The sequence below is a fragment of the Achromobacter sp. CSND-B12 genome, from assembly GCF_052906545.1.
On sequence record NZ_JBREGJ010000001.1, the window covers coordinates 4,836,173 to 4,857,200 of the forward strand.

20 protein-coding genes are annotated in these 21,028 nt (G+C 66.7%); 4 read left to right on the forward strand and 16 right to left on the reverse strand.

Annotated elements, in window-relative coordinates; all coding sequences use genetic code 11:
* Positions 1-22: 22 nt before the first annotated feature.
* Positions 23-1,027, reverse strand: a complete 1,005-nt coding sequence (locus ACUTAG_RS22835) for a hypothetical protein (RefSeq protein ID WP_148316447.1) — start codon at positions 1,025-1,027, stop codon at positions 23-25.
* Positions 1,028-1,221: 194 nt separating this feature from the next.
* On the opposite strand from ACUTAG_RS22835, the gene ACUTAG_RS22840 reads away from it, so the two are divergent.
* The 4 genes from ACUTAG_RS22840 to ftsB all read left to right on the forward strand — a co-directional run bounded on the left by ACUTAG_RS22840 (position 1,222) and on the right by ftsB (position 5,173).
* Complete coding sequence (locus tag ACUTAG_RS22840) at positions 1,222-2,874, forward strand: CTP synthase (protein WP_006389343.1); 1,653 nt, start codon at positions 1,222-1,224, stop codon at positions 2,872-2,874.
* Between the two features lie 227 nt (positions 2,875-3,101).
* Complete coding sequence (locus tag ACUTAG_RS22845) at positions 3,102-3,386, forward strand: DUF1330 domain-containing protein (RefSeq protein ID WP_006389344.1); 285 nt, start codon at positions 3,102-3,104, stop codon at positions 3,384-3,386.
* A gap of 4 nt (positions 3,387-3,390) precedes the next feature.
* Positions 3,391-4,677, forward strand: coding sequence for a phosphopyruvate hydratase (eno, locus tag ACUTAG_RS22850; protein ID WP_006389345.1), 1,287 nt, complete (start codon positions 3,391-3,393; stop codon positions 4,675-4,677).
* A 64-nt stretch (positions 4,678-4,741) separates the two neighbouring features.
* The gene (gene ftsB, locus ACUTAG_RS22855; protein WP_148316448.1) at positions 4,742-5,173 is read left to right on the forward strand and encodes a cell division protein FtsB; all 432 of its coding nucleotides are present in this window, start codon (positions 4,742-4,744) and stop codon (positions 5,171-5,173) included.
* A gap of 21 nt (positions 5,174-5,194) precedes the next feature.
* Here the strand turns inward: ftsB and ACUTAG_RS22860 are convergent, their stop codons facing one another.
* From ACUTAG_RS22860 to ACUTAG_RS22930, 15 genes are all read right to left on the reverse strand, one after another.
* On the reverse strand, positions 5,195-5,770 hold the full coding sequence (locus ACUTAG_RS22860) for a TadE/TadG family type IV pilus assembly protein (protein WP_148316450.1): 576 nt from the start codon (positions 5,768-5,770) through the stop codon (positions 5,195-5,197).
* A 141-nt stretch (positions 5,771-5,911) separates the two neighbouring features.
* Positions 5,912-6,841 carry an Hsp33 family molecular chaperone HslO gene (gene hslO / locus ACUTAG_RS22865; protein ID WP_026382542.1) on the reverse strand — a complete coding sequence of 310 codons (930 nt, stop codon included), beginning with the start codon at positions 6,839-6,841 and terminating at the stop codon, positions 5,912-5,914.
* A gap of 86 nt (positions 6,842-6,927) precedes the next feature.
* Complete coding sequence (locus tag ACUTAG_RS22870) at positions 6,928-7,449, reverse strand: gamma carbonic anhydrase family protein (protein ID WP_006389349.1); 522 nt, start codon at positions 7,447-7,449, stop codon at positions 6,928-6,930.
* Between the two features lie 47 nt (positions 7,450-7,496).
* Positions 7,497-9,164, reverse strand: a complete 1,668-nt coding sequence (locus ACUTAG_RS22875) for an acyl-CoA synthetase (protein WP_006389350.1) — start codon at positions 9,162-9,164, stop codon at positions 7,497-7,499.
* Between the two features lie 128 nt (positions 9,165-9,292).
* Positions 9,293-10,165, reverse strand: coding sequence for a UDP-2,3-diacylglucosamine diphosphatase (locus ACUTAG_RS22880; protein WP_102965019.1), 873 nt, complete (start codon positions 10,163-10,165; stop codon positions 9,293-9,295).
* Between the two features lie 105 nt (positions 10,166-10,270).
* Positions 10,271-10,996 (reverse strand): site-2 protease family protein, encoded by a 726-nt coding sequence (locus ACUTAG_RS22885; RefSeq protein ID WP_148316452.1) that lies wholly within the window; start codon positions 10,994-10,996, stop codon positions 10,271-10,273.
* Between the two features lie 3 nt (positions 10,997-10,999).
* On the reverse strand, positions 11,000-11,908 hold the full coding sequence (locus ACUTAG_RS22890; RefSeq protein WP_446650350.1) for a DUF2167 domain-containing protein: 909 nt from the start codon (positions 11,906-11,908) through the stop codon (positions 11,000-11,002).
* A gap of 149 nt (positions 11,909-12,057) precedes the next feature.
* Positions 12,058-12,573 (reverse strand): RDD family protein, encoded by a 516-nt coding sequence (locus tag ACUTAG_RS22895; protein ID WP_006389354.1) that lies wholly within the window; start codon positions 12,571-12,573, stop codon positions 12,058-12,060.
* A gap of 154 nt (positions 12,574-12,727) precedes the next feature.
* On the reverse strand, positions 12,728-12,916 hold the full coding sequence (locus ACUTAG_RS22900; RefSeq protein ID WP_006389355.1) for a hypothetical protein: 189 nt from the start codon (positions 12,914-12,916) through the stop codon (positions 12,728-12,730).
* Positions 12,917-13,176: 260 nt separating this feature from the next.
* Positions 13,177-14,535, reverse strand: coding sequence for a THUMP domain-containing class I SAM-dependent RNA methyltransferase (locus ACUTAG_RS22905; protein ID WP_392388240.1), 1,359 nt, complete (start codon positions 14,533-14,535; stop codon positions 13,177-13,179).
* A gap of 467 nt (positions 14,536-15,002) precedes the next feature.
* On the reverse strand, positions 15,003-15,431 hold the full coding sequence (locus tag ACUTAG_RS22910; RefSeq protein ID WP_173000892.1) for a CopD family protein: 429 nt from the start codon (positions 15,429-15,431) through the stop codon (positions 15,003-15,005).
* 401 nt (positions 15,432-15,832) lie between these two features.
* Positions 15,833-17,284, reverse strand: coding sequence for a bifunctional 2-methylcitrate dehydratase/aconitate hydratase (locus tag ACUTAG_RS22915; protein ID WP_446650351.1), 1,452 nt, complete (start codon positions 17,282-17,284; stop codon positions 15,833-15,835).
* An 82-nt stretch (positions 17,285-17,366) separates the two neighbouring features.
* Positions 17,367-18,572, reverse strand: a complete 1,206-nt coding sequence (gene prpC, locus ACUTAG_RS22920; protein WP_006389358.1) for a bifunctional 2-methylcitrate synthase/citrate synthase — start codon at positions 18,570-18,572, stop codon at positions 17,367-17,369.
* Positions 18,573-18,662: 90 nt separating this feature from the next.
* Complete coding sequence (gene prpB, locus ACUTAG_RS22925; protein WP_446650352.1) at positions 18,663-19,553, reverse strand: methylisocitrate lyase; 891 nt, start codon at positions 19,551-19,553, stop codon at positions 18,663-18,665.
* Positions 19,554-19,818: 265 nt separating this feature from the next.
* Positions 19,819-20,808, reverse strand: a complete 990-nt coding sequence (locus ACUTAG_RS22930; protein ID WP_006389360.1) for a malate dehydrogenase — start codon at positions 20,806-20,808, stop codon at positions 19,819-19,821.
* Positions 20,809-21,028: the final 220 nt, after the last annotated feature.

The window sequence follows — 21,028 nt, forward strand, 5'->3', positions numbered from 1 at the left end:
CGCCATCGCGCGGCGCTCACGCTCAGGCCGAGGCGCTCTCCGGCGGCGTCCGGCGGCGGTAGAACAGCCGGGCGCCGAGATAGCAACTCAGCGCCAGCAGCACGCTGTAGATCAGCACCGACACCACCGAGGTCGTGTACGACGCGGCCGCGCGCATCAGCTGGCTCCAGGTCATGGTCCAGATGATCAAAAGCGCCAGGCCGATTCCCAGCGCCTGGGTCAGCCAGAAGGCGAAGGTGCCGTGGGCGATGGCGCGGCCCATGCCGGCCGCGCCGAGCGCTTGCGGCAGGCTGCGCAGGCAGACCCATGCAGCCAGCGCCAGCAGCAACGCGGGCACTATCCAGTAGCCGATCGCGTGTTCCAGCATGCCGGCCGATCCCGCATCGCTCATGAAGTACAGGCCGATCACCAGCGCGACGTGCAACTGCCACAGCAGCAGCGTCAGCGCGGCGATCCACGCGGCGTGGCGCCGCTGCAGGAACGGCGCCTGCGTGGCGGCGACGGGCGTGACGCTCCAGGCCGCGATGCGCACCGCCAGCCAGCTGCCCAGGATGGTGAGCAGGATGGCGCACAGCTTGGGCGGCAGGGCCATCAGCAGCATGCGGCGGGCGCCGTAATAGCCGAAGGCCTGGTCCACCCATTCCTTGTGCCTGACGATGAGCGCGTAGAAGCCGTGATTCAGCAACGCCAGGCCGGTCGAGATCAGCACGAACAGCACCAGCGAGACCGCCAGCAGCACGGCCACCATCCGGCCCGGGCGGTCGACGCCGCCCGCGTTGTGCCGGCGCAGCCAGCGCTGCGTGGCGCCCCAGGTGGTCAGGCCGACCAGGATGCAGCCGGCGACGATGTTCACGACCGTGCTCGCCACCATGTCGGGCCGGGCAAACGCCTCGCGCGTCAGCGCGGCCAGCGGTCCGGCGCTTATCAGGTAGAGCTGGACCAGGATGGCGCCCAGCAGCTGTAGGCCGACGGCGGCCGTGGTCAGGCGCCTGGCCAGCGCGTTCGGGTGTGCGGTCGGAAGGTTCATCGGCAGGGGGCCTAGGGACGAGAAAATCGGGGACGACCATAGCATGAAGGTCGCCGCCACGGCATTTCGGTCTTCGGCGCGAGTGCAGCCAAATGTTACGCCTGGCCCGCTAGGGGAAAACCCAGACAAGTTCCGCCTCCCGGCTATAATCCAAATTTCCCGCACGCGCCCGCTCGTCCCGGGCGCTTATTACGATGACCAAATACGTATTTGTCACCGGCGGAGTGGTGTCTTCCCTGGGCAAGGGCATCGCCGCTGCGTCGCTTGCCGCCATCCTCGAGTCGCGTGGTCTGCAGGTCACCATGCTCAAGCTCGATCCCTACATCAACGTCGATCCGGGCACCATGAGCCCGTTCCAGCATGGTGAGGTGTTCGTCACGGAAGACGGCGCCGAAACCGACCTGGACCTGGGCCACTACGAGCGTTTCGTGTCCGCCCGCATGCACAAGGTGAACAACTTCACCACCGGGCAGATCTACGAATCGGTGCTGCGCAAGGAGCGCCGTGGCGACTACCTGGGCAAGACCGTCCAGGTCATCCCGCACATCACCAACGAGATCCAGGACTTCATCGCCCGTGGCGCCGACGCCGCCTGGAATGGCAACACCGACGTCGCCATCGTCGAGATCGGCGGCACCGTGGGCGACATCGAATCGCTGCCCTTCCTGGAAGCCGCGCGCCAGATGAGCCTGCGCATGGGCCGCAACAACGCCGCCTTCGTGCACCTGACGCTGGTGCCGTTCATCGCATCCGCCGGCGAACTCAAGACCAAGCCGACCCAGCACTCGGTGCAGAAGCTGCGCGAAATCGGCATCTACCCGAACGCGCTGCTGTGCCGCGCCGACCGTCCCATCCCGGACGACGAACGCGCCAAGATCTCGATGTTCTCCAACGTCCCCCTGGATGCCGTGATCTCGGTGTGGGACGCCGACTCGATCTACAAGATCCCGGCCATGCTGCACAAGCAGGGCGTGGACAACATCGTCTGCGAAGCGCTGGGCCTGACCCCGCCGCCGGCCGACCTGTCCATGTGGGACAACCTGGTCGATGCGCTCGAACACCCCGAGCACCAGCTCACCATCGGCATGGTCGGCAAATACGTCGACCTGACCGAGTCGTACAAGTCGCTGACCGAAGCCCTGGTGCACGCCGGCATCCACACGCGCTCGAAGATCAACATCGAGTACATCGATTCCGAAGACATCGAAACCCGCGGCACCGACCAGCTCAAGCACCTGGACGCCATCCTGGTGCCGGGCGGCTTCGGCAAGCGCGGCACCGAAGGCAAGATCGCCGCGATCCGCTACGCCCGTGAAAACGGCGTGCCGTACCTGGGCATCTGCCTGGGCATGCAGCTGGCCGTGATCGAATTCGCGCGCCACGTGGCCGGCCTGGGCGGCGCCAACAGCACCGAGTTCGATCCGTCGGCGCCGCATCCCGTGGTGGCGCTGATCACCGAATGGATGGACCGCGAAGGCAAGGTCGAGAAGCGCGACAACTCGTCCGACCTGGGCGGCACCATGCGCAAGGGCGCGCAACGCGTGCCGATCAAGCCGGGCACCCGCGCCCAGTCGATCTACGGCGACGAGGTCAACGAACGCCATCGCCATCGTTACGAAGTCAACAACGTCTACGTGCCGCGCCTGGAAGAGGCCGGCATGGTGATCAGCGCGCGCACCCCGACCGAGAACCTGCCGGAAATCATGGAACTGCCCGACCATCCCTGGTTCGTCGGCGTCCAGTTCCACCCGGAGTTCACGTCGACCCCGCGCGACGGCCACCCGCTGTTCTCCAGCTACATCCGCGCCGCCATCGAGCAGAAGGCTCGCCGCGGCCAGGGGGCGTAATGCAGGCCGGCGGCACCGAGCCGCGCATCTGCGCCGCCCGGGCCGCCGGCCTTGTTCCCGCCGTCGCTCCTGGCGGACAATGCGCCGCGGCCCCGCGCCGCTGCGCTGCTTTCGGATACAACCACTTAGCATCGGACAGGCACGGCGCGACCGTGTTGCGCGACACTGCCTGTGTCATGCGGTCCGGCGCAGCGACCCCATCAACGCAACTGCCCTGAAGGAACCCCATGAGTGCCTATCTCATCGCCGACGTCACAGTGACCAAGCCCGCGCAGTACGAGGATTACAAGCGTCTGTCCACGCTCGCCATGCGCGCGTACGATGCCAAGATCCTGGTGCGCGGCGGCGAATCCCGGCACCTCGAGGGGCGTGAGCCCGGCCGCACCGTTGTCATGGAGTTTCCGTCCATGGCCGCGGCCCAGGCCTTCTACGACTCCTGGCAGTACCGACGCGCCCGCAATGCCCGCGAAGGCGCGGCCGTGATGAATATGTTTATCGTTCAGGGAATGTAAAGTCATGAGTGCAATTGTCGATATCATCGGCCGCGAGATCCTGGATTCGCGCGGCAACCCGACCGTCGAATGTGACGTGTTGCTGGAGTCCGGCGCCATGGGCCGCGCGGCCGTGCCGTCGGGCGCGTCCACCGGCGCCCGCGAAGCCATCGAGCTGCGCGACGGCGACAAGGGCCGCTATCTCGGCAAGGGCGTGCTGCGCGCCGTCGAGAACCTCAATACCGAAATCTCGGAAGCGCTGATGGGCCTGGACGCCCAGGAGCAGACCTTCGTCGATCGCACCCTGATCGAGCTGGACGGCACCGAGTCCAAGGAACGCCTGGGCGCCAACGCCATCCTGGCCGCCTCGATGGCCGTGGCCCGCGCCGCCGCCGACGAGTCCGGCCTGTCGCTGTACCGCTATTTCGGCGGCAGCGGCCCCATGAGCATGCCCGTGCCGATGATGAACGTCATCAACGGCGGCGCGCACGCCAACAACACCCTTGACCTGCAGGAACTGATGATCCTGCCGGTGGGCGCGGGCAGCTTCCGCGAGGCCCTGCGCTGGGGCGCCGAAGTCTTCCACATGCTCAAGAAGCTGATCCACGGCCAGGGCATGTCCACCGCGGTGGGCGACGAGGGCGGTTTCGCCCCCAACGTGGCCAGCCACGAAGCCGCGATCCAGCTGATCCTGAAGGCCATCACCGAAGCCGGCTACGAGCCGGGCACGCAGATCGCCCTGGGCCTGGACTGCGCCAGCTCCGAGTTCTACCGCGACGGCAAGTACACCCTGGCCGGCGAAGGCGGCATCTCGCTGTCCTCGCAGGAATTCACCAACCTGCTGGCCACCTGGTGCGACAAGTACCCGATCATCTCGATCGAGGACGGCATGGCCGAAAACGACTGGGAAGGCTGGAAGCTGCTGACCGACCAGCTCGGCAAGAAGGTGCAACTGGTGGGCGACGACCTGTTCGTCACCAACACCAAGATCCTGCGCGAAGGCATCCAGAAGGGCGTGGCCAACTCGATCCTCATCAAGATCAACCAGATCGGCACCCTGACCGAGACCTTCGCCGCCATCGAAATGGCCAAGCGCGCCGGCTACACCGCCGTCGTTTCGCACCGTTCGGGCGAAACCGAGGACTCGACCATCGCCGACATCGCCGTGGCCACCAATGCCATGCAGATCAAGACCGGTTCGCTGTCGCGTTCGGACCGCATGGCCAAGTACAACCAGCTGCTGCGCATCGAGGAAGAACTGGCCGAAGTGGCGTCGTACCCCGGTCTGGAAGCCTTCTACAACTTGCGTTAACGTAAGCGGGCCGCGGCACGCGCCGCGGCCCTGTTAGCGCCACGACTGCTGAGGGTTCCCGCGTATGCGCCTGTTGTTCCTGGTGCTGTTCGTGCTGGTAGGGCTGATCCAATACCCGCTTTGGCTGGGGAAGGGCGGCTGGTTCAAGGTCTGGGACCTGCAACGCCAGGTGGCGGCGCAGCGCGAGACCAACGAAGGCCTGCGCGCGCGCAACGCCGCGCTGGAAGCCGAAGTCCGCGACCTGGACAACGGTTCCGGCGCCATCGAGGAACGGGCCCGGGGCGAACTGGGCATGATGCGCGAAGGCGAAGTCTTCGTGCATATCCTGCCCCAGAACACCCAGCCGCCCGCGGGCGGCGCTTCATTGGCGACCGATGCCGCGGCGCGGCCCGCCACTCCCACCCGCGCCAGCGCGCCCGCCACGCCGCCCAGGCCCGCCGCGCGGCCGGCTACGGGCGCCACTGGCGGCAACGCCGGCGCCTCCTCCCGGCACTGATCGCATCCAAAAGCTGCCCATTCACGGGCAGCGCAGGCCGCGGCATACCCCCTGCACCACGCCCGCCGGATACGGCGGACCGGCTAGCCAGTCCACCGGCTCGCTGTGCATTTCCATTTCGAGCTCGATGCTGATGGGCGCCAGGCCCCGCGCGCGCGCGGCGGCGGCGTAGCTGCCGTCGTTTTCCGCCAGGCCCGCCAGCAGTGTCCGTAGCGGCGGTAGCAATGGCTGGTACAGGTAGGTCAGCCGCAGCCTGAGTGTGTTGGCGCGGAAGATATCGGGCTGCAGGATTTCGATGCGCCACGGCACCGAGCCCATCCGCGCGGCGATACGTTCCTGGCTGTGGGCCAGCCGGCGCCCGGCGGTCTCGCCCTGCGGGCCGGCATGCAGTGGCCGCAGCGCCCTCAGGAAGGCGTCGCGGATGCGGGTGGGATCGGCGTGGCCGGTGCTGCCTGCGCGGGCGGCTTCCATCAAGGCGAGATGGGCGACCTGGCGTGTCACCTGCCAGCGGGCGGCGTCGGCCACCAGCGCCGCCACCGACAGCAGCACGGCCATGACCAGCATGAATTCGAGCGCGGCGGCGCCGCGTTGCGGCACACGAGGCCTTGCAGCGCCCGGCGCAAAGGACGAAGGCAAGGAACGGCGGGGCAAGAAAAAGGCGGTCATGGCCGGCCAGTGTGGCGCGGGCATGACCGCCTGTCGATTCGTGCAAGCCGAGCGAGGGGGCTGCCGGGGACGTCAGTGCACCGTCGGCGGCGTGCCGTCCGCGGTGGGCGGGCTTGAGGTGAACAGGGCGGCGCAGTCGACCGCGTCGAAGGCATACGGTTTGCCGCAGAAATCGCAGGACACGTCGACCTGGCCGCGTTCGGCCAGGATGTCCTTGACCTCGTCCTCGCCCAGCGAGCGCAGCATGTTGGCCACGCGCTCGCGGGTGCAGGGACAGTGCCAGCGCACCGCCTGCGGGTCGAACGCCACCAGCGTCTCTTCCCAATACAGGCGGTGGATCAGGGTGTCGATATCGGTGGCCAGCAGTTCCTCGCGCTTGAGCGTGGCGGCCAGCGCCGAGGCGCGGTCCCAGGTCTCGGCGGCGGCCTGCTCGGTCAGGGCCGGCGCATCCGCGCCGCCGTGGTAGGGCAGGCGCTGGATCAGCATGCCGGCGGCGTGTTCGCCGTCCGCGGCCAGCCACAAGCGGGTGTCCAGCTGCTCGGAGGCCTTCATATAGTGCTGCAGGGCCTCGGCGACGGTATCGCCTTCCAGCGGCACAATGCCCTGGTAGGCCTGCTGTCCGGGCACCTTGTGCTGCGGATCCAGCACCACGATGAAGCGGCCATTGCCGCCCGGGTTGAGCAGGCTCTGCATGTCGCCGTCGGCCGGCACGTCATGGCCTTCGCGCACTTTCACGGTGGCGCGCAGGCTGAGGTCGGAACGGCATTCCACCACCAGCAGCGCGATCGGGCCGTCGCCCTGGATCTGCAGTACCAGCGAGCCGTCGAACTTGATGTTGGCGGCCAGCAGGGTGGAGGCCGCCACCAGTTCCCCCAGCAAGTGGGTGATGGCGGGCGGGTAGTCGTGGTTGGCCTGGACGGCCTTCCAGGTATCCGTGAGGCGCACCGCTTGGACGCGGACGCTGCGGTCTTCGAGGAGGTATTTATTGAGCTGATCGGTCATGGGGGAATGTTAGCCGATCGGACGGCCGATTCCCCCTGCCGGCGACAGGGGTGTAGACCCTTGCCGGGGCGTCCCTGGCGGCAATGTCAGGCCAGCCGCTTCAAGGCCGTCTTGTAGTGTTGGCCGCGCGCCACGTAGTGGGCGGTGTTCTTGTGCAGATTGGCGATTTCCTCGTCGGACAGCTCGCGCACGATCTTGCCGATGCCGATGACCAGGGAATTGTCGGGAATCACCCGGTCTTCGGGGATGATGGCGCCCGCGCCGATCAGGCAATTGCGGCCGATCACGGCATTGTTCAGCACGATTGCCTGCATGCCCACCAGCGCGCCTTCGTGGATGGTGCAGCCGTGCAGCATGGCCTGGTGGCCCACGGTGACGTTGGGGCCGATGGTCATGGGACAGCCGGTATCCACGTGCAGCACGCTGCCTTCCTGGATATTGGTGCCCTGGCGGATCAGGATGGCGTCGTTGTCGCCCCGGATCGAGACGTGCGACCAGATGCTGACGCCGGCTTCCAGCGTGACGTTGCCGATGATGTCGGCGCTGTCGGCCACGTAGGCGGCGGGATCGATGCGGGGAATGAGGTCGTCGAGCTGGTAAATGGGCATGCCCTGTCTCCGGATACGGCGGCGGGTCGTTCGTGGACCCGCCCGCGTCATTGGGGCCTGGACGCCCGCGCGCGTTCTTCTTCGCGCTGGCGCAGGATGCGACGCTGGATTTTACCGGTGGTGGTCATGGGCAGTTCTTCGACGAACTCGATTTCCTTTGGGTATTCGTAGGGCGCCAGGCGTTCGCGCACGTGTTCCTGCAGGTTCTCGATGATGTCGTTGCGGTCGCGTTGGGCGAATTCGGGTGTCAGCACCACGTAGGCCTTGACCACCGCGCCGCGCTCGGCGTCCGGTTTGGGCACCACGGCGGCATTGGCCACCGCGGGGTGGCCGATCAGGCAGCTTTCGATTTCACCAGGACCGATGCGATAGCCGGACGACTTGAACACGTCGTCGGCGCGGCCGGCGTACCACAGGTAGCCGTCTGCGTCGATCCGCGCCAGGTCGCCCGTCAGGCACCAGTCGCCCTTGAACTTGGCCTGGGTGGCGGCCTCGTTGCGCCAGTAGCCCAGGAACAGGACCGGGTCGGGATAACCGTGGATATCGTAGCGATTGACGGCGATTTCGCCGGTTTCTCCGGCCGCCACCGGCTGACCGGCGTCGTCCAGCACCGCGACCCGATGGCCCGGGTAGGGCCGGCCCATGCTGCCCGGCTTGGCCGGCCAGCGCTTCTGGCTGTTGCCGACCACGTAGTTCATCTCAGTCTGGCCGAACATCTCGTTGGGCGTCACGCCCAGGGCGGACTGGCACCACTCGAAGACGGTCTCGCCGACGCTTTCGCCGGCGCTCATGATCGAGCGCAGGGCCAGCTGATAGCGATTTCGGGGCTCGGGCACCGCTTTCATCATCATCTTGAGCGCGGTCGGGAACAGGAAGGTGTTGGTGACCTGATAGCGCTCCATCAGCTCGAACGCCCGCTCGACCGAGAAGCGGCCGCGGGTGCCCACGATGGGATGGCCGAAATACAGCGTGGGCAGCAGCGCATCCATCATGCCGCCGGTCCAGGCCCAGTCGGCCGGCGACCAGAACACGTCGGCGGGCCGCGGAAACCAGTCCTGCGAGGCCACGAAGCCGGGCAGGTTGCCGATCAGCGCGCTGTGCGGCAGCAGGGCGCCCTTGGGCGCGCCGGTGGTGCCGGAGGTATAGAGCAGGATGGCCGGATCCGACGAGCGCGTCGGCACCGGCTTGAATTCACTGGGTTGGCGCGCCAGCAGGCTGCGCCAGGGCAGCACGCGCTCGTCGGCGAAGCCGATGCCGATGATCTGTTGCAGGTTGGGGCAGTTGTCGCTGACGGCCAGCAGGTTGGCGCTGGAGGCGTGGTCGACGATGGCGACGCGGGTCTCCGAATCGCACAGGCGGCTTTGCAGGGCTTCGGGACCGAACAGGGCCGACAACGGCAACACCACCGCGCCCACGCTGTAGATCGCCATGTGCGCGACCACGGTCTCGGGGCGTTGTCCCAAAACCACACCGACGCGGTCGCCGCGGCCCACGCCCATCTTCACCAGGCCATTGGCCAGCTGATTGGCGGCCTCGGCCAGCCGCGCATAGGTCCAGACCTCGCGGTTGCCGGCTTCATCTTCGTAGTAGATGGCAATGCGCCGCGCATCCGGACTACTGGATGCCCAGCGGTGGCAGCACGCTTCCGCAATGTTGAACTGGGTGGGAACCAGCCAGCGGAATGTTTGGTAGAGCACCTGATATTGGTCGTTCATGGCCCTATGTTGTGAGCATGTTGCAGCGTGAACGGGTCAGTTTTTGCCCGTTGCCCCAATTGCAAGCATGACCTAGAGGGCCGTGAACTGCAATATCCCCGTTGCGTAACGGGGACGTATAAGGGTTATCACGGGTGCTTGCCCTGGCGGCGCAGCGCCGATGGCAGTGCCGGCAGGGACAGCGAGCGCGGCTTGCGCTGCGCCGGGTCGGTCTGGCGTTCGGCCTGGATCGCGGCCCAGTCCAGCAGCTGCAGCTGGCCGTCATGGGTCTCGGCCAGGGCCGACAGGCTTTCCACCCAGTCGCCGTCGTTGCAGTACAGGATGCCGCCCACGTCGCGCAGCTCGGCCTTGTGGATATGGCCGCAGACCACCCCGTCCAGGCCGCGGCGGCGGGCCTCGCCGGCCAGCGCCTCCTCGAAGTCGGTGATGAAGGACACGGCGTTCTTGACCTTGTGCTTGAGGTACTGCGACAGCGACCAGTAATGCAGCCCCAGGCGGTGGCGCAGGCGGTTGAAATGGTGGTTGATCCACAGCGCCAGCTGGTAGAGGCCGTCGCCCAGGTGCGCCAGCCAGCGGCTGTGCTGGATCACGCCATCGAACTGGTCGCCGTGCAGCACCAGCAGGCGCATGCCCTTGGCGGTCACGTGCACGTCTTCGTCCAGGATCTCGATGTCGCCGAACGCGTAGCCGGCGAACTCGCGCGCGAATTCGTCATGATTGCCGGGGATGAACACCACCCGGGTGCCGTTGCGGGCCTTGCGCAGGATGCGCTGGATCACGTCGTTGTGGGCCCGCGGCCAATGCCAGTGCTTGCGCAGCTGCCAGCCGTCGACGATGTCGCCGACCAGGTAGAGGGTGTCGGAATCGTTGTGCTCGAGGAAATCCAGCAGGAACTCCGCCTTGCACCCGGCGGTGCCCAGGTGAATATCGGAAATCCAGAGAGCGCGCCAGTGCGTGGGGCGGATTTCGTTCACGGTGCTGTCCATGGGGGCTGTCGTCATGCCTGGGAATGAAACCACCCCGCGATGACCGTGACATGAAAAAAAAGTGACGCTGTTGTGACGGCAGCGCCCGGCGGGCGCCGGGCGCTGTCAGATGAACCCGCTTCAGGCGCGTAGATGGCTCAGCATGTCGTGCACGTCGTGGGCCATGATGGCCAGCACGCAGACCAGCCCCAGGTAGGCGCAGGTGTAGGTCAGCTTGCTTTCCAGCGTCGTGCCGTAATAGGCCTGGTTCTCGGGCAGGGTGGGGTCGTACTTGAACGCCCGGATGACGTTGGGAAACGCCAGCACGGCCACCAGGATCAGGATCGGGCTGGGGCGCCAGAAAAACAGCGCCACCAGCACCGGCACGCCCACCAGCCAGATGCGCGGCGACAGCACCGCGGTGATGCGGCCGCCGTCGAACGGCGAAAGCGGGATCAGGTTGAATAGGTTGATGAAGAAGCCCGCGTAGGACAGCGCCAGCAGCAGGTCGCTGCTGGTGCTGCGCGCCGCGAAATAGCAGGCCAGCGAGGCCACCGTGCCCGCCAGCGGGCCGCCCAGGCCCACGTAGGCCTCGGTATCGGCATCGTGCGGCATTTCTTTCAGCTGTATCCAGGCGCCCACGAATGGAATGAACACGGGTGCGCCGACATCCAGGCCGCGCTGGCGCGCCGCGATGTAATGGCCCAGTTCATGCACCAGCAGCAACAGCACGAAGCCTGCCGCGTAGCGCCAGCCGAACACGAAGGCATAGACCGCGACCGACAGCAGCATGGTGCCGCCGGTCGCCAGCAGCTTGCCGAACTTCAGGTACTTGATACCCGAGAACAGCAACAGGAGCAGCTTCATGGCTCAGGGCTGCTGTTGTTCCGCCTTCTTGCCGCGAAAGCGCTTCCACAGGCCGCCGCCCAGCGCGGCGGCCGCCAGGATGCCGACCTTGGCGAACTTGGCCAGGAACGCGGCGATCACGGCGAACAGGCCCAGCTTCTTGGCGGCCACGCCCGCGACCAGCGCGGCCAGGCCGTATTCGGCGACCTTGTCGGTGGACGAGTTGAAGTCGGCGTAGCGCTTGCCTTCGACGTACTTCAGGTTGTCCAGCAGGGTCAGCACCGCGGTCTTGTCCTTCGGCACCAGGTTCTTCTGCGTGATCAGGTCCAGCGTGATGTAGCCGTCGCGGCCCAGCGCGTAGGTGTTGTAGTTGACGGTGGGATTGTCGTTGGCGGTTTCGCCCTTGTGCTTGACGGCCACCGACCAGACCAGGCGCTGCGTGCTGCTGTCGTACTTGGGCGCCTCGACCCAGCCGTCCATCACCAGCTCGGGGAAGCCGCGCTTCTTGCGCTCGACGTTTGACTCTTCGGTGCCATCGCGCAGGCTGTCCAGCAGTTCGCTGACGTTCCAGTTCTTGGCGTCGTCGTCCTTGATGTAGCCGGCCTTGTCGAAATTGACGGTGATGACCCAGTCGTCATCGTCGCTCTTGGGCATGACCACGCCCAGCAGCGAGGGATCCTTGCCGTTGCCGTAGGCCGCCATCAGGCGGTCGGCCTGGATGCGCGGCACGAAGAACATCGATTCAGGCAGGTGCGCCACGGCCTGGTCGCCCAGCTTGACGTCGGCCGGGCCTTCCTGGGCGGCGGCGTAGGCGGCCTTCATGGCGGCCTCGATTTCCTGCTGCGCGGCGGCATTCTGGGCCGAGGCGCCGAAGGGCAGGAACAACAAGGCACTGGCGGCGGCCAGGGACAGGCGGGAAAGGAAAGCGCGCATGATAATTATTGGAGCGTCTGTGAAAGGGGCCCCATTGTCTTTGCACGCGACTTTCAACTTTCTGAAAGCCAACGCCTAATTCGCCGCACGATTTTGCCAGTTGTAAGCAGGTATGTTCAGCGCCCGTTCAGGCGTCCGATTCCTGTCGCTCAACGGGTCTTCTTGCGCTGCGGCGCGTTGCGCAGGCGGGTGCCGAGCAGGCGGTCGTGCAGGAACTGGCCGTCCGGATCGAACCAGGACCAGATGAAGATCGTGAACGGCGCGGCCACGATGAACATGTCCATCGAGGGCCAGCCGGTGGCGCTGGCGGCGGCCCACACCACGGCGGCGCCCGCCAGCACCAGCGGCCACGCCAGCACGTAGCGCAGGATCAGGCGGGCGGTGGACGGCGGGTTGCCATCGCGATCGACCAGCCGGATGTTCCATGTCTTCATCGGCAGCGTCTGGCCGCGGCGGCGCCAGCACAGCACGAAATAGGCGCCAATGGCCACGAACAGCCAGGCCTGGCGGGCGGGCCGCAGTTCCAGCGCGTTCTTGCTCTGGGTCAGGGTATCCATGAGGTATCCCGCCAGGAAGACCACGCCGAACAGCAGCACGGCTTCGTACATCATGCAGGCGAACCGGCGCAGCCGGTTGGGGGTCTGGTCGAGGGAGGCGTCGGTCATGGGCCGGTATTATCCGACAAAGCGGCCACCCGGTGGGTTGACGGTTTCCCGGCTCCGGCCATAAAAAAAACCCGCCGGTAAGGGCGGGTCTATAAAAGGGGCTATGCAGCCCCCAAGGGGAAATCGTTCAGGCCATCAGGCCTGCAATCCTGCTTCAGGCGGCCGAGTGCGCGTTCTTGGCGCTCGTCTTGCCAGCCAGGGCACGGATGCCGTGGGCCAGCTTACGCAGGCCGGCGGCCAACGCACGCATCGGGTGCGGGCGGAACTGTTCTTCAATAGCCTGGAGCATCAGTTGACGCTCGAGTTCGTCGGTCAGGCGGATGGTGTTGTTCGGGTTGATCACAATAGCCTCCACGGGCTTGCACTGTTGTTTAGCTACTAGGGATAACCCGAATTATAGGGTTAACCCTGAGGCTGTGCAAGTGCCTGGTGCGTATCGGCAACATCCTGGTGCTGATGATGCCCCAAATCGGCGCTGCGGGGCAGCATAAGCAAAGATACGGGCGCGATGTTGCGGCGCTTTTACAACGCGCGCGCACTGGCAAAGGGAGGCGGGCGGGGAAGGACGCCCGGGGATCGGAATGCCCCGGGCGTGGGGGCACGTCAGGCGTCGCGGTAGCCGGCGGCGACCAGTTCGAAGCCGAACAGGCGGCAGTCCAGGGCGCCGTTGTGCAGCGGCACACGGCGCTTGGGCTTGAGGCGCATCTGGTTGGGCAGGGTCAGGTCGCTGGTGATGATGTGCAGCTGCCACCCGGCGAAATTGCGCTTCAGGCAGGTGGCCCAGTCGCGCCACAGGTCGGCGTCCTGCTCGGTCGCCATGCGTTCGCCGTAGGGCGGGTTGGTGACGATCCAGCCATGGTCGGCGGGCGCCTGCACTTCGCGGGCGTCGCCCACCTCGAACCGGATGGTGTCGGCGGTGAGCCAGGCGCGCTCGGCGTTGTTGCGGGCGAATTCGACCGCCTGCGGATCCAGGTCGTAGCCGACCAGCGGTGCGTCCAGCTGCGGCAGGATGCGCGAGCGCGCATCGTCCTTCAGGTCACGCCAGCGGTAGGCATCATGGCCGCGCAGGCGTTCGAAGCCGAACGGGCGCGAGATGCCGGGGGGCACGCCCAGCGCGATCCAGGCCGCCTCGATCAGGATGGTGCCGGAGCCGCAGAACGGATCCAGCAGCGGCGCGGCCGGGTCCCAGCCGGCCAGCGCCAGCATGCCCGCGGCCAGGTTCTCGCGCAGCGGCGCGTCGCCCTTGTCCAGGCGCCAGCCGCGCTTGAACAGCGACTCGCCGGAGGTGTCCAGGTACAGCGTGGCGGTGTGGCCGGTCAGGAACAGGTGCACGCGCGCGTCGGGGCGGACCGTGTCGATGCTGGGGCGTTCGCCTTCCAGTTCGCGCAGGCGGTCGCAGATGCCGTCCTTGGCGCGCAGATTGCAGTACTGCAGGCTCTGCACGGGGCTCTTGATCGCCGAGGTATCCACGCGCAGCGTCTGTTCGGCGCCGAACCAGCGCTCCCAGGGCGTATCGCGGGCCAGGTCGAGGATGTCGTCTTCGTGCGAGATCTCGGCGTGGGCGACCTGCACCAGGATGCGGGTGGCCAGGCGCGAATACAGGTTGGCGCGTTGCACACCCGCCCAATCGGCGGTGAAGGAACAGCCGGCGCGGCCGGCTTCGGCGTCGTCATAGCCCAGGGCCTGCATTTCGGCGGTCAGGGCTTCTTCCAGGCCCTGGGGGCAGGGCGCGAAGACCTTGAAACGTTCTGCCTGGCGTGGTTCGCGTGGGCGGCGTTCGCGGATCTCGACGGTGGGCGCGCGGTCGCGCGGTGCGTCGGCGACCCGGGCCGGGCCGGCGTTGATCGACGCATCGTCGTCGTAATCGGGTTCCGGCGAGAACTCGGGCGCGGGGCCGTCGTCCTCGAAGGGATCGTAGAAGCGGCCGGCGGGCGTGGCAGGGGCGATGTACTGGTCGTCCATGCGCGGCGCGCGCTGCGGCGTGCGGCCCGAGCGCGGCGCCGACGGGGCGTCGCGGCGCGGGCTGTCGTTGCGCGGGTCATCGCCACGGCGGGCGCGGTCGCCACGCGGCCCATCGCCACGGCGCGGGCTGTCGCCGCGCGAACCATCACCGCGGCGCGGATTGTCGCCACGCGCGCCGTCACCACGGCGCGGGCCGTCGCCCCGGTCGCCGTCGGCCGATCGGCGCGCGGCGCGGGCCGCGGCCTGGCGCTGCTGGTAGCCCTCGGGGTCCTTCTGGCGCTCGATGTTTTCCTTGGCGCGCTCGTTCTGGGCGACCAGGCGGGCGCGGGCGCCGGTGCGCACCCGCTTGGGGGCGGCTTCGGCGTGCGCGTCGCGCGCGGTTTTCTTGATCGTCAGCGTCTTGCGCGGGCGGTCCTGGTCATCAGCGGACATACGAATCCTGGCGAATGTGCAAAGGGTAGGGGGAATCAGAAGGGTTTGACGACGACCAGCGCCACCACCACCAAGAGCAGCAAGACGGGAACTTCGTTGAACCAGCGATAGAACTTGTGCGAACGGGTGTTCTTGCCCTGTTCGAATTTACGCAGCATGACGCCACAGGCGTGATGGTAGCCGATGACGAGCAGGACGAAAAAGAGCTTGGCGTGCATCCAGCCGTTGCCGGGGCCGACGCCGATGCCGTAGCCCAGGTACAGCCACATACCGAGCGCCACCGCGACAATCGCCAGGATGGTGGTGAAGCGGTAGAGGCGGCGCGCCATGCCGAGCAGGGTGACCTGCACGGCCGAATCCGATTGCTGGGCCAGGTTCACGAAGATGCGGGGCAGGTAGAACAGGCCGGCGAACCAGGAGGCGATGAAGACGATGTGGAAGGTTTTTACCCAGAGCATGGACATGGTGGGGGCGGTCTTTGTTTTCTTGGGGAAGGGGGATTGTAATTGCTGAGGGCTGGGGGTTCTTCGTAGGTCGCCCGTCGCGGCGGCGGTTTGGGGGGCGGGCGCCCACGATTGCGGTCCGGAGCGTTCGCTCCGGACTGCCCCTGCCTCAACCTCGTGGCCGCCGTTCGGCGGCTGCCTTCGGTTTCCGTCGGGCGCATCGAGGTTGCCCGCCCCCCAAACCGCCGCCGCGACGGGCTACGGGTTTCGAGAAATGAGGCGCTGCCAGACCGGTGGGGTTCTGGGGAGGTTTGCGGGGCCCGTCAAAACCGGCCGCGCGGGCGGCCGATTTTGACTTACGCGGTGGTTTGCGTCGGGAGGGTGTTCGCTGCGCGGTGGCGGGGAGGTGCTTGCTTGTCGCCTCAGATCACATACAGGTCGACGTACTCGTGCACCGGCATCGCTTCCAGCTTGTTCTGGTCCAGCGACGCTTCCAGGATGCGGGCCTGTTGGCGGGCGGGGAAGATGCGGGCTAGGTTGGTGCGGAATTTCGCTTCCAGCAGGGGGATGCCGTCGGCGCGGCGGCGCTTGTGGCCGATGGGGTATTCGCAGACGACCTCGTCGAGCTGGGTGCCGTCGGTGAACCTGACGGTGAGGGCGTTGGCGATGGAGCGCTTGTCGGGGTCGTGGTAGTCGCGGGTGTAGGCCGGATCCTCGACGCAGGTGATCTTGTCGCGCAGGGCGTCGATGCGCGGGTCGGCGGCGACGTCGTCCTCGTAGTCGGCGGCGGTGAGGCGGCCGAACAGGAGCGGGACGGCGACCATGTACTGGATGCAGTGGTCGCGGTCGGCGGGGTTGTTCAGCGGGCCCTTCTTGTCGATGATGCGGATGCACGCCTCGTGGGTGCGGATGGTGATGCTGGCGATGTCCTCGGCGGACCTGCCCAGGGACTTGAGGCGGTCATGGATCTGCATGGCGCATTCGACCGCCGTCTGCGAGTGGAACTCGGCCGGGAACGAAATCTTGAACAGCACGTTTTCCATGACGTAGCTGCCGTAGGGGCGCTGGAACCTGAACGGCTGGCCCTTGAACAGCACGTCGTAGAAGCCCCAGGTCTTGGCGGACAGCACCGAGGGGTAGCCCATCTCGCCGGTGCGGGCGATCAGCGCCAGGCGCACGGCGCGGCTGGTGGCGTCGCCGGCGGCCCAGCTCTTGCGGCTGCCGGTGTTGGGGGCGTGGCGGTAGGTGCGCAGGCTCTGGCCGTCGACCCAGGCCAGCGAGACGGCGTTGATGACTTCGTCGCGGTTCAGCCCCAGCATCTGCGCCACCACGGCGGTGGACGCGACCTTGACCAGCACCACGTGGTCCAGGCCGACCTTGTTGAAGGAGTTCTCGAGCGCGATGCAGCCCTGGATCTCGTGCGCCTTGATCATGCCGGTCAGCACGGCGCGCATCGTCAGGGGCGGCTTGCCGGCGGCGACGGCGGTGCGCGACAGCCAGTCGGCGGTGGCCAGGATGCCGCCCAGGTTGTCGGACGGGTGACCCCATTCGGCGGCCAGCCAGGTGTCGTTGAAGTCGAGCCAGCGGATCATCGCGCCGATGTTGAACGCGGCCTGCACGGGGTCCAGCTGGAATTGGGTGCCGGGCACCTTGGCGCCGTGCGGGACGACGGTGCCGGGGACGATGGGGCCCAGCAGCTTGCGGCACGCCGGATATTCCAGCGCTTCCAGGCCGCAGCCGAGGGTGTCGATCAGGCAGTTGCGAGCGGTCTCGTAGGCCAGGCCGCTCTGGATTTCATAGTTGAGGACGTAGTCGGCGATATCGACCAGGACCTGGTCGGGCTCGGGACGGACGTTGGAGATCGGGGCAGACATTGGGTACCTCTCCTGAGTGTTTACAGGCGGCACTGGGCCCGCGCGGCGCGGGGTATGGCGTCGGCAGGCCCATGTCGTCGTCCTACTTGCGCTTGTCGATCGGCACGAACTTCTGATCTTCCGGACCGACGTAGTTGGCGGTCGGGCGGATGATCTTGTTGTCGATGCGCTGCTCGATGATGTGGGCCGACCAGCCCGCGGTGCGCGCGATCACGAACAGCGGGGTGAACATGGCGGTGGGCACGCCCATCATGTGGTAGCTGACGGCCGAGAACCAGTCCAGGTTGGGGAACATCTTCTTGATGTCCCACATGACCGTCTCGAGGCGTTCGGCGATGTCGAACATCTTGGTGCTGCCGGCCTTCTTGGACAGCTTCTTGGCCACTTCCTTGATGACCTTGTTGCGCGGGTCGGACACGGTGTAGACCGGGTGGCCGAAGCCGATGATGACTTCCTTGGCCTCGACGCGGCGGCGGATGTCGGCCTCGGCTTCGTCCGGCGTCTCGTAGCGCTTCTGCACGTCGAAGGCGACCTCGTTGGCGCCGCCGTGCTTGGGGCCGCGCAGCGCGCCGATGGCGCCGGTGATGGCCGAGTACATGTCCGAGCCGGTGCCGGCGATGACGCGGGCGGTGAAGGTGGAGGCGTTGAATTCATGCTCGGCGTACAGGTTCAGCGAGATGTGCATCGCCTTGACCCATTCGTCGCTCGGCTTCTCGCCATGCAGCAGGTGCAGGAAGTGGCCGCCGATGCTGTCATCGTCGGTCTGCACGTCGATCACGCGGCCGTTGTGGCTGTAGTGGTACCAGTACAGCAGGGCCGAACCCAGGTTGGCCATCAGGCGGTCGGCGATGTCGCGCGCGCCGGGCAGGTTGTGGTCGTCCTTTTCGGGCAGCACGCAGCCCAGCACCGAGACGGCCGTGCGCATCACGTCCATCGGGTGGCTGGCGGCGGGCAGCGCCTCGAGCGCGTCCTGCAGCTGCACGGGCAGGCCGCGCAGCGAACGCAGCTTTTCCTTGTAGGCCTTCAGTTCGGCCTTGTTGGGCAGCTTGCCGTGCACCAGCAGGTGGGCGATTTCCTCGAACTCGCTGGTGTGGGCGATGTCCAGGATGTCGTAGCCGCGGTAGTGCAGGTCGTTGCCGCTGCGGCCGACGGTACACAGCGCGGTGTTGCCGGCGACCACGCCGGACAGCGCGACCGATTTCTTGGGCTTGAAGCCGGCCTTTTCTTCCGGCTTGGCGGCCGGGGTGGTATCCGTTTTGGCAGCCTGCTTCTTGGGAGCCGTGCTCATGTCTCTACTCCTTTCCTTTCGCGGTGGTCGATGCAATGGGGGAAGCTGGGGCGCCGCGGGATCGCCGCGGCGCCGGATGCGGTGGCGCGCTCAGGCCTTGCTCTTCTGGAACAGGGCGTCCAGGCGCGATTCGAATTCGTGGTAGCCGATGCGGTCGTACAGTTCTTCGCGCGTCTGCATCAGGTCGACCACGTTCTTCTGGTGGCCGTCGCGGCGGATGGCGGTGTAGACGGCCTCGGCGGCCTTGTTCATGGCGCGGAAGGCCGACAGCGGGTAGAGCACCATGCCCACGCCCACGCTCTTGAGTTCTTCCACCGAGAACAGCGGCGTCTTGCCGAATTCGGTGATGTTGGCCAGCACCGGCACCTTGACCGCCTTGACGAAGCGGTCGTAGGTCGGCAGGTCGTAGGCGGCTTCGGCGAAGATGGCGTCGGCGCCGGCTTCGACGCAGGCCAGGGCGCGCTCGATGGCGGCGTCCACGCCGTGCGAGGCGATGGCGTCGGTGCGCGCGATCAGGTAGAAGTCGCTGTCGGTGCGGGCGTCGGCAGCAGCCTTGACGCGATCGGCCATTTCCTCGGTGCTGACGATTTCCTTGCCCGGACGGTGGCCGCAGCGCTTGGCGCCGACCTGGTCCTCGATGTGGCAGGCGGCGGCGCCGAACTTGATCAGGCTCTTGACGGTGCGGGCGATGTTGAACGCAGACGGGCCGAAGCCGGTGTCGATGTCGACCAGCAGCGGCACGTCGCAGACGTCGGTGATGCGGCGCACGTCCGTCAGCACGTCGTCCATGGTGTTGATGCCCAGGTCGGGCAGACCCAGCGAACCCGCGGCGACGCCGCCGCCCGACAGGTAGATGGCGCGGTAGCCGGCGCGCTTGGCCAGCAGGGCGTGGTTGGCGTTGATGGCGCCAATGATCTGCAACGGGTTTTCTTCGGCGAGCGCGCGGCGGAACAGGGCGCCGGCGGATTCGGGTCTGGACATGGGTGGTCTCCGTTATAGGGGCCGGGTGTCGTGACGTTGCCCCGGCTGGGATGTCAGGTCTTGCGGGTCCGCGGCGGGCCGGATCGGGATCCGGCGCCTTGTCATGACCTTACCGCGGTCGCGGCGCGTAAATCTGTCCCCTTCGCGACAATTCCTTGCGCGGTGGCAAAGAGACAGGTGTACGTGCCGCGCGGCGCATTGCGCGAATGCGCCGCGCTTGCGAATTGGGCCCGCGTCAACGGGCCCAATTCTGCTTGCGGACTGCTTACTTCAGCAGGTCCTTGACGCCGTCGCGCTCTTCCAGCAGCTCTTTCAGCGTGAAGTCCAGGCGCTCACGCGAGAAGGCGTCGATTTCCAGGCCTTCGACGCGCTTGTATTCGCCGTTTTCGGTCGTGACCGGCACGCCGTAGATGATGCCTTCGGGGATGCCGTAGGAGCCATCCGACGGGATGCCCATGGTGACCCACTTGCCGTTGCTGCCCAGGACCCAGTCACGCACGTGGTCGATGGCGGCGTTGGCGGCCGAGGCGGCCGACGACAGGCCGCGGGCCTCGATGATGGCGGCGCCGCGCTTGCCCACGGTGGGGATGAAGGTGTCGCGGTTCCAGGCGTCGTCGTTGATCAGCTTGGACAGCGATTCGCCGCCGACGGTGGCGAAGCGGTAGTCGGGGTACATGGTGGGCGAGTGGTTGCCCCACACGACCAGCTTCTCGATGTCGGCCACGGCCTTGCCCGACTTGGCGGCCAGTTGCGACAGGGCGCGGTTGTGGTCCAGGCGCAGCATGGCGGTGAAGTTCTTGGCGGGCAGGTCCGGCGCCGACTTCATGGCGATGTAGGCGTTGGTGTTGGCCGGATTGCCGACCACCAGGACCTTGACGTTGCGGCTGGCGACGTCGTTCAGGGCCTTGCCCTGGGCCGTGAAGATCTGGGCGTTGACCGACAGCAGGTCCTTGCGTTCCATGCCGGGGCCGCGCGGGCGGGCGCCGACCAGCAGGGCCACATCCGCGTCCTTGAACGCCGTGCGCGGATCGCTGTGGGCGGTGACTTCCTGCAGCAGCGGGAAGGCGCAGTCATCCAGTTCCATGATGACGCCCTTCAGGGCCTTTTGCGCTTTTTCGTCGGGGATTTCAAGCAGTTGCAGAATGACGGGCTGATCTTTGCCCAGCATTTCGCCGGAGGCGATGCGGAACAGCAGTGCGTAACCGATTTGGCCGGCGGCGCCGGTGACGGCGACACGCAAGGCAGGCTTAGACATGGACGTTCTCCGTAATGGTGTGGCGAGAAAGAAATCTCGCCAATCAGTGTAATCCGTTGAGCGGCGCAAACGGCCTGCGCGCGAGGGGCGGCCAGGTTGCCGGACAGACGGAAATCCTAGAACTAATTTACGGGTGCGTCAATTGATCTTATATCTTATATAAGACATAAGACGTTGGACAGCGTTGCCCCCGATATGCCACAATAGAGCGTTTGTTCGA

Excerpts from the sequence above, each read along its gene's own strand:
- ACUTAG_RS22835 (WP_148316447.1), bottom strand. The coding sequence starts at position 1,027 with ATGAACCTTCCGACCGCACACCCGAACGCGCTGGCCAGGCGCCTGACC.
- ACUTAG_RS22840 (WP_006389343.1), top strand. The coding sequence starts at position 1,222 with ATGACCAAATACGTATTTGTCACCGGCGGAGTGGTGTCTTCCCTGGGC.
- ACUTAG_RS22845 (WP_006389344.1), top strand. The coding sequence starts at position 3,102 with ATGAGTGCCTATCTCATCGCCGACGTCACAGTGACCAAGCCCGCGCAG.
- eno (WP_006389345.1), top strand. The coding sequence starts at position 3,391 with ATGAGTGCAATTGTCGATATCATCGGCCGCGAGATCCTGGATTCGCGC.
- ftsB (WP_148316448.1), top strand. The coding sequence starts at position 4,742 with ATGCGCCTGTTGTTCCTGGTGCTGTTCGTGCTGGTAGGGCTGATCCAA.
- hslO (WP_026382542.1), bottom strand. The coding sequence starts at position 6,841 with ATGACCGATCAGCTCAATAAATACCTCCTCGAAGACCGCAGCGTCCGC.
- ACUTAG_RS22870 (WP_006389349.1), bottom strand. The coding sequence starts at position 7,449 with ATGCCCATTTACCAGCTCGACGACCTCATTCCCCGCATCGATCCCGCC.
- ACUTAG_RS22875 (WP_006389350.1), bottom strand. The coding sequence starts at position 9,164 with ATGAACGACCAATATCAGGTGCTCTACCAAACATTCCGCTGGCTGGTT.
- ACUTAG_RS22880 (WP_102965019.1), bottom strand. The coding sequence starts at position 10,165 with ATGACGACAGCCCCCATGGACAGCACCGTGAACGAAATCCGCCCCACG.
- ACUTAG_RS22885 (WP_148316452.1), bottom strand. The coding sequence starts at position 10,996 with ATGAAGCTGCTCCTGTTGCTGTTCTCGGGTATCAAGTACCTGAAGTTC.
- ACUTAG_RS22890 (WP_446650350.1), bottom strand. The coding sequence starts at position 11,908 with ATGCGCGCTTTCCTTTCCCGCCTGTCCCTGGCCGCCGCCAGTGCCTTG.
- ACUTAG_RS22895 (WP_006389354.1), bottom strand. The coding sequence starts at position 12,573 with ATGACCGACGCCTCCCTCGACCAGACCCCCAACCGGCTGCGCCGGTTC.
- ACUTAG_RS22905 (WP_392388240.1), bottom strand. The coding sequence starts at position 14,535 with ATGGACGACCAGTACATCGCCCCTGCCACGCCCGCCGGCCGCTTCTAC.
- ACUTAG_RS22910 (WP_173000892.1), bottom strand. The coding sequence starts at position 15,431 with ATGTCCATGCTCTGGGTAAAAACCTTCCACATCGTCTTCATCGCCTCC.
- ACUTAG_RS22915 (WP_446650351.1), bottom strand. The coding sequence starts at position 17,284 with ATGTCTGCCCCGATCTCCAACGTCCGTCCCGAGCCCGACCAGGTCCTG.
- prpC (WP_006389358.1), bottom strand. The coding sequence starts at position 18,572 with ATGAGCACGGCTCCCAAGAAGCAGGCTGCCAAAACGGATACCACCCCG.
- prpB (WP_446650352.1), bottom strand. The coding sequence starts at position 19,553 with ATGTCCAGACCCGAATCCGCCGGCGCCCTGTTCCGCCGCGCGCTCGCC.
- ACUTAG_RS22930 (WP_006389360.1), bottom strand. The coding sequence starts at position 20,808 with ATGTCTAAGCCTGCCTTGCGTGTCGCCGTCACCGGCGCCGCCGGCCAA.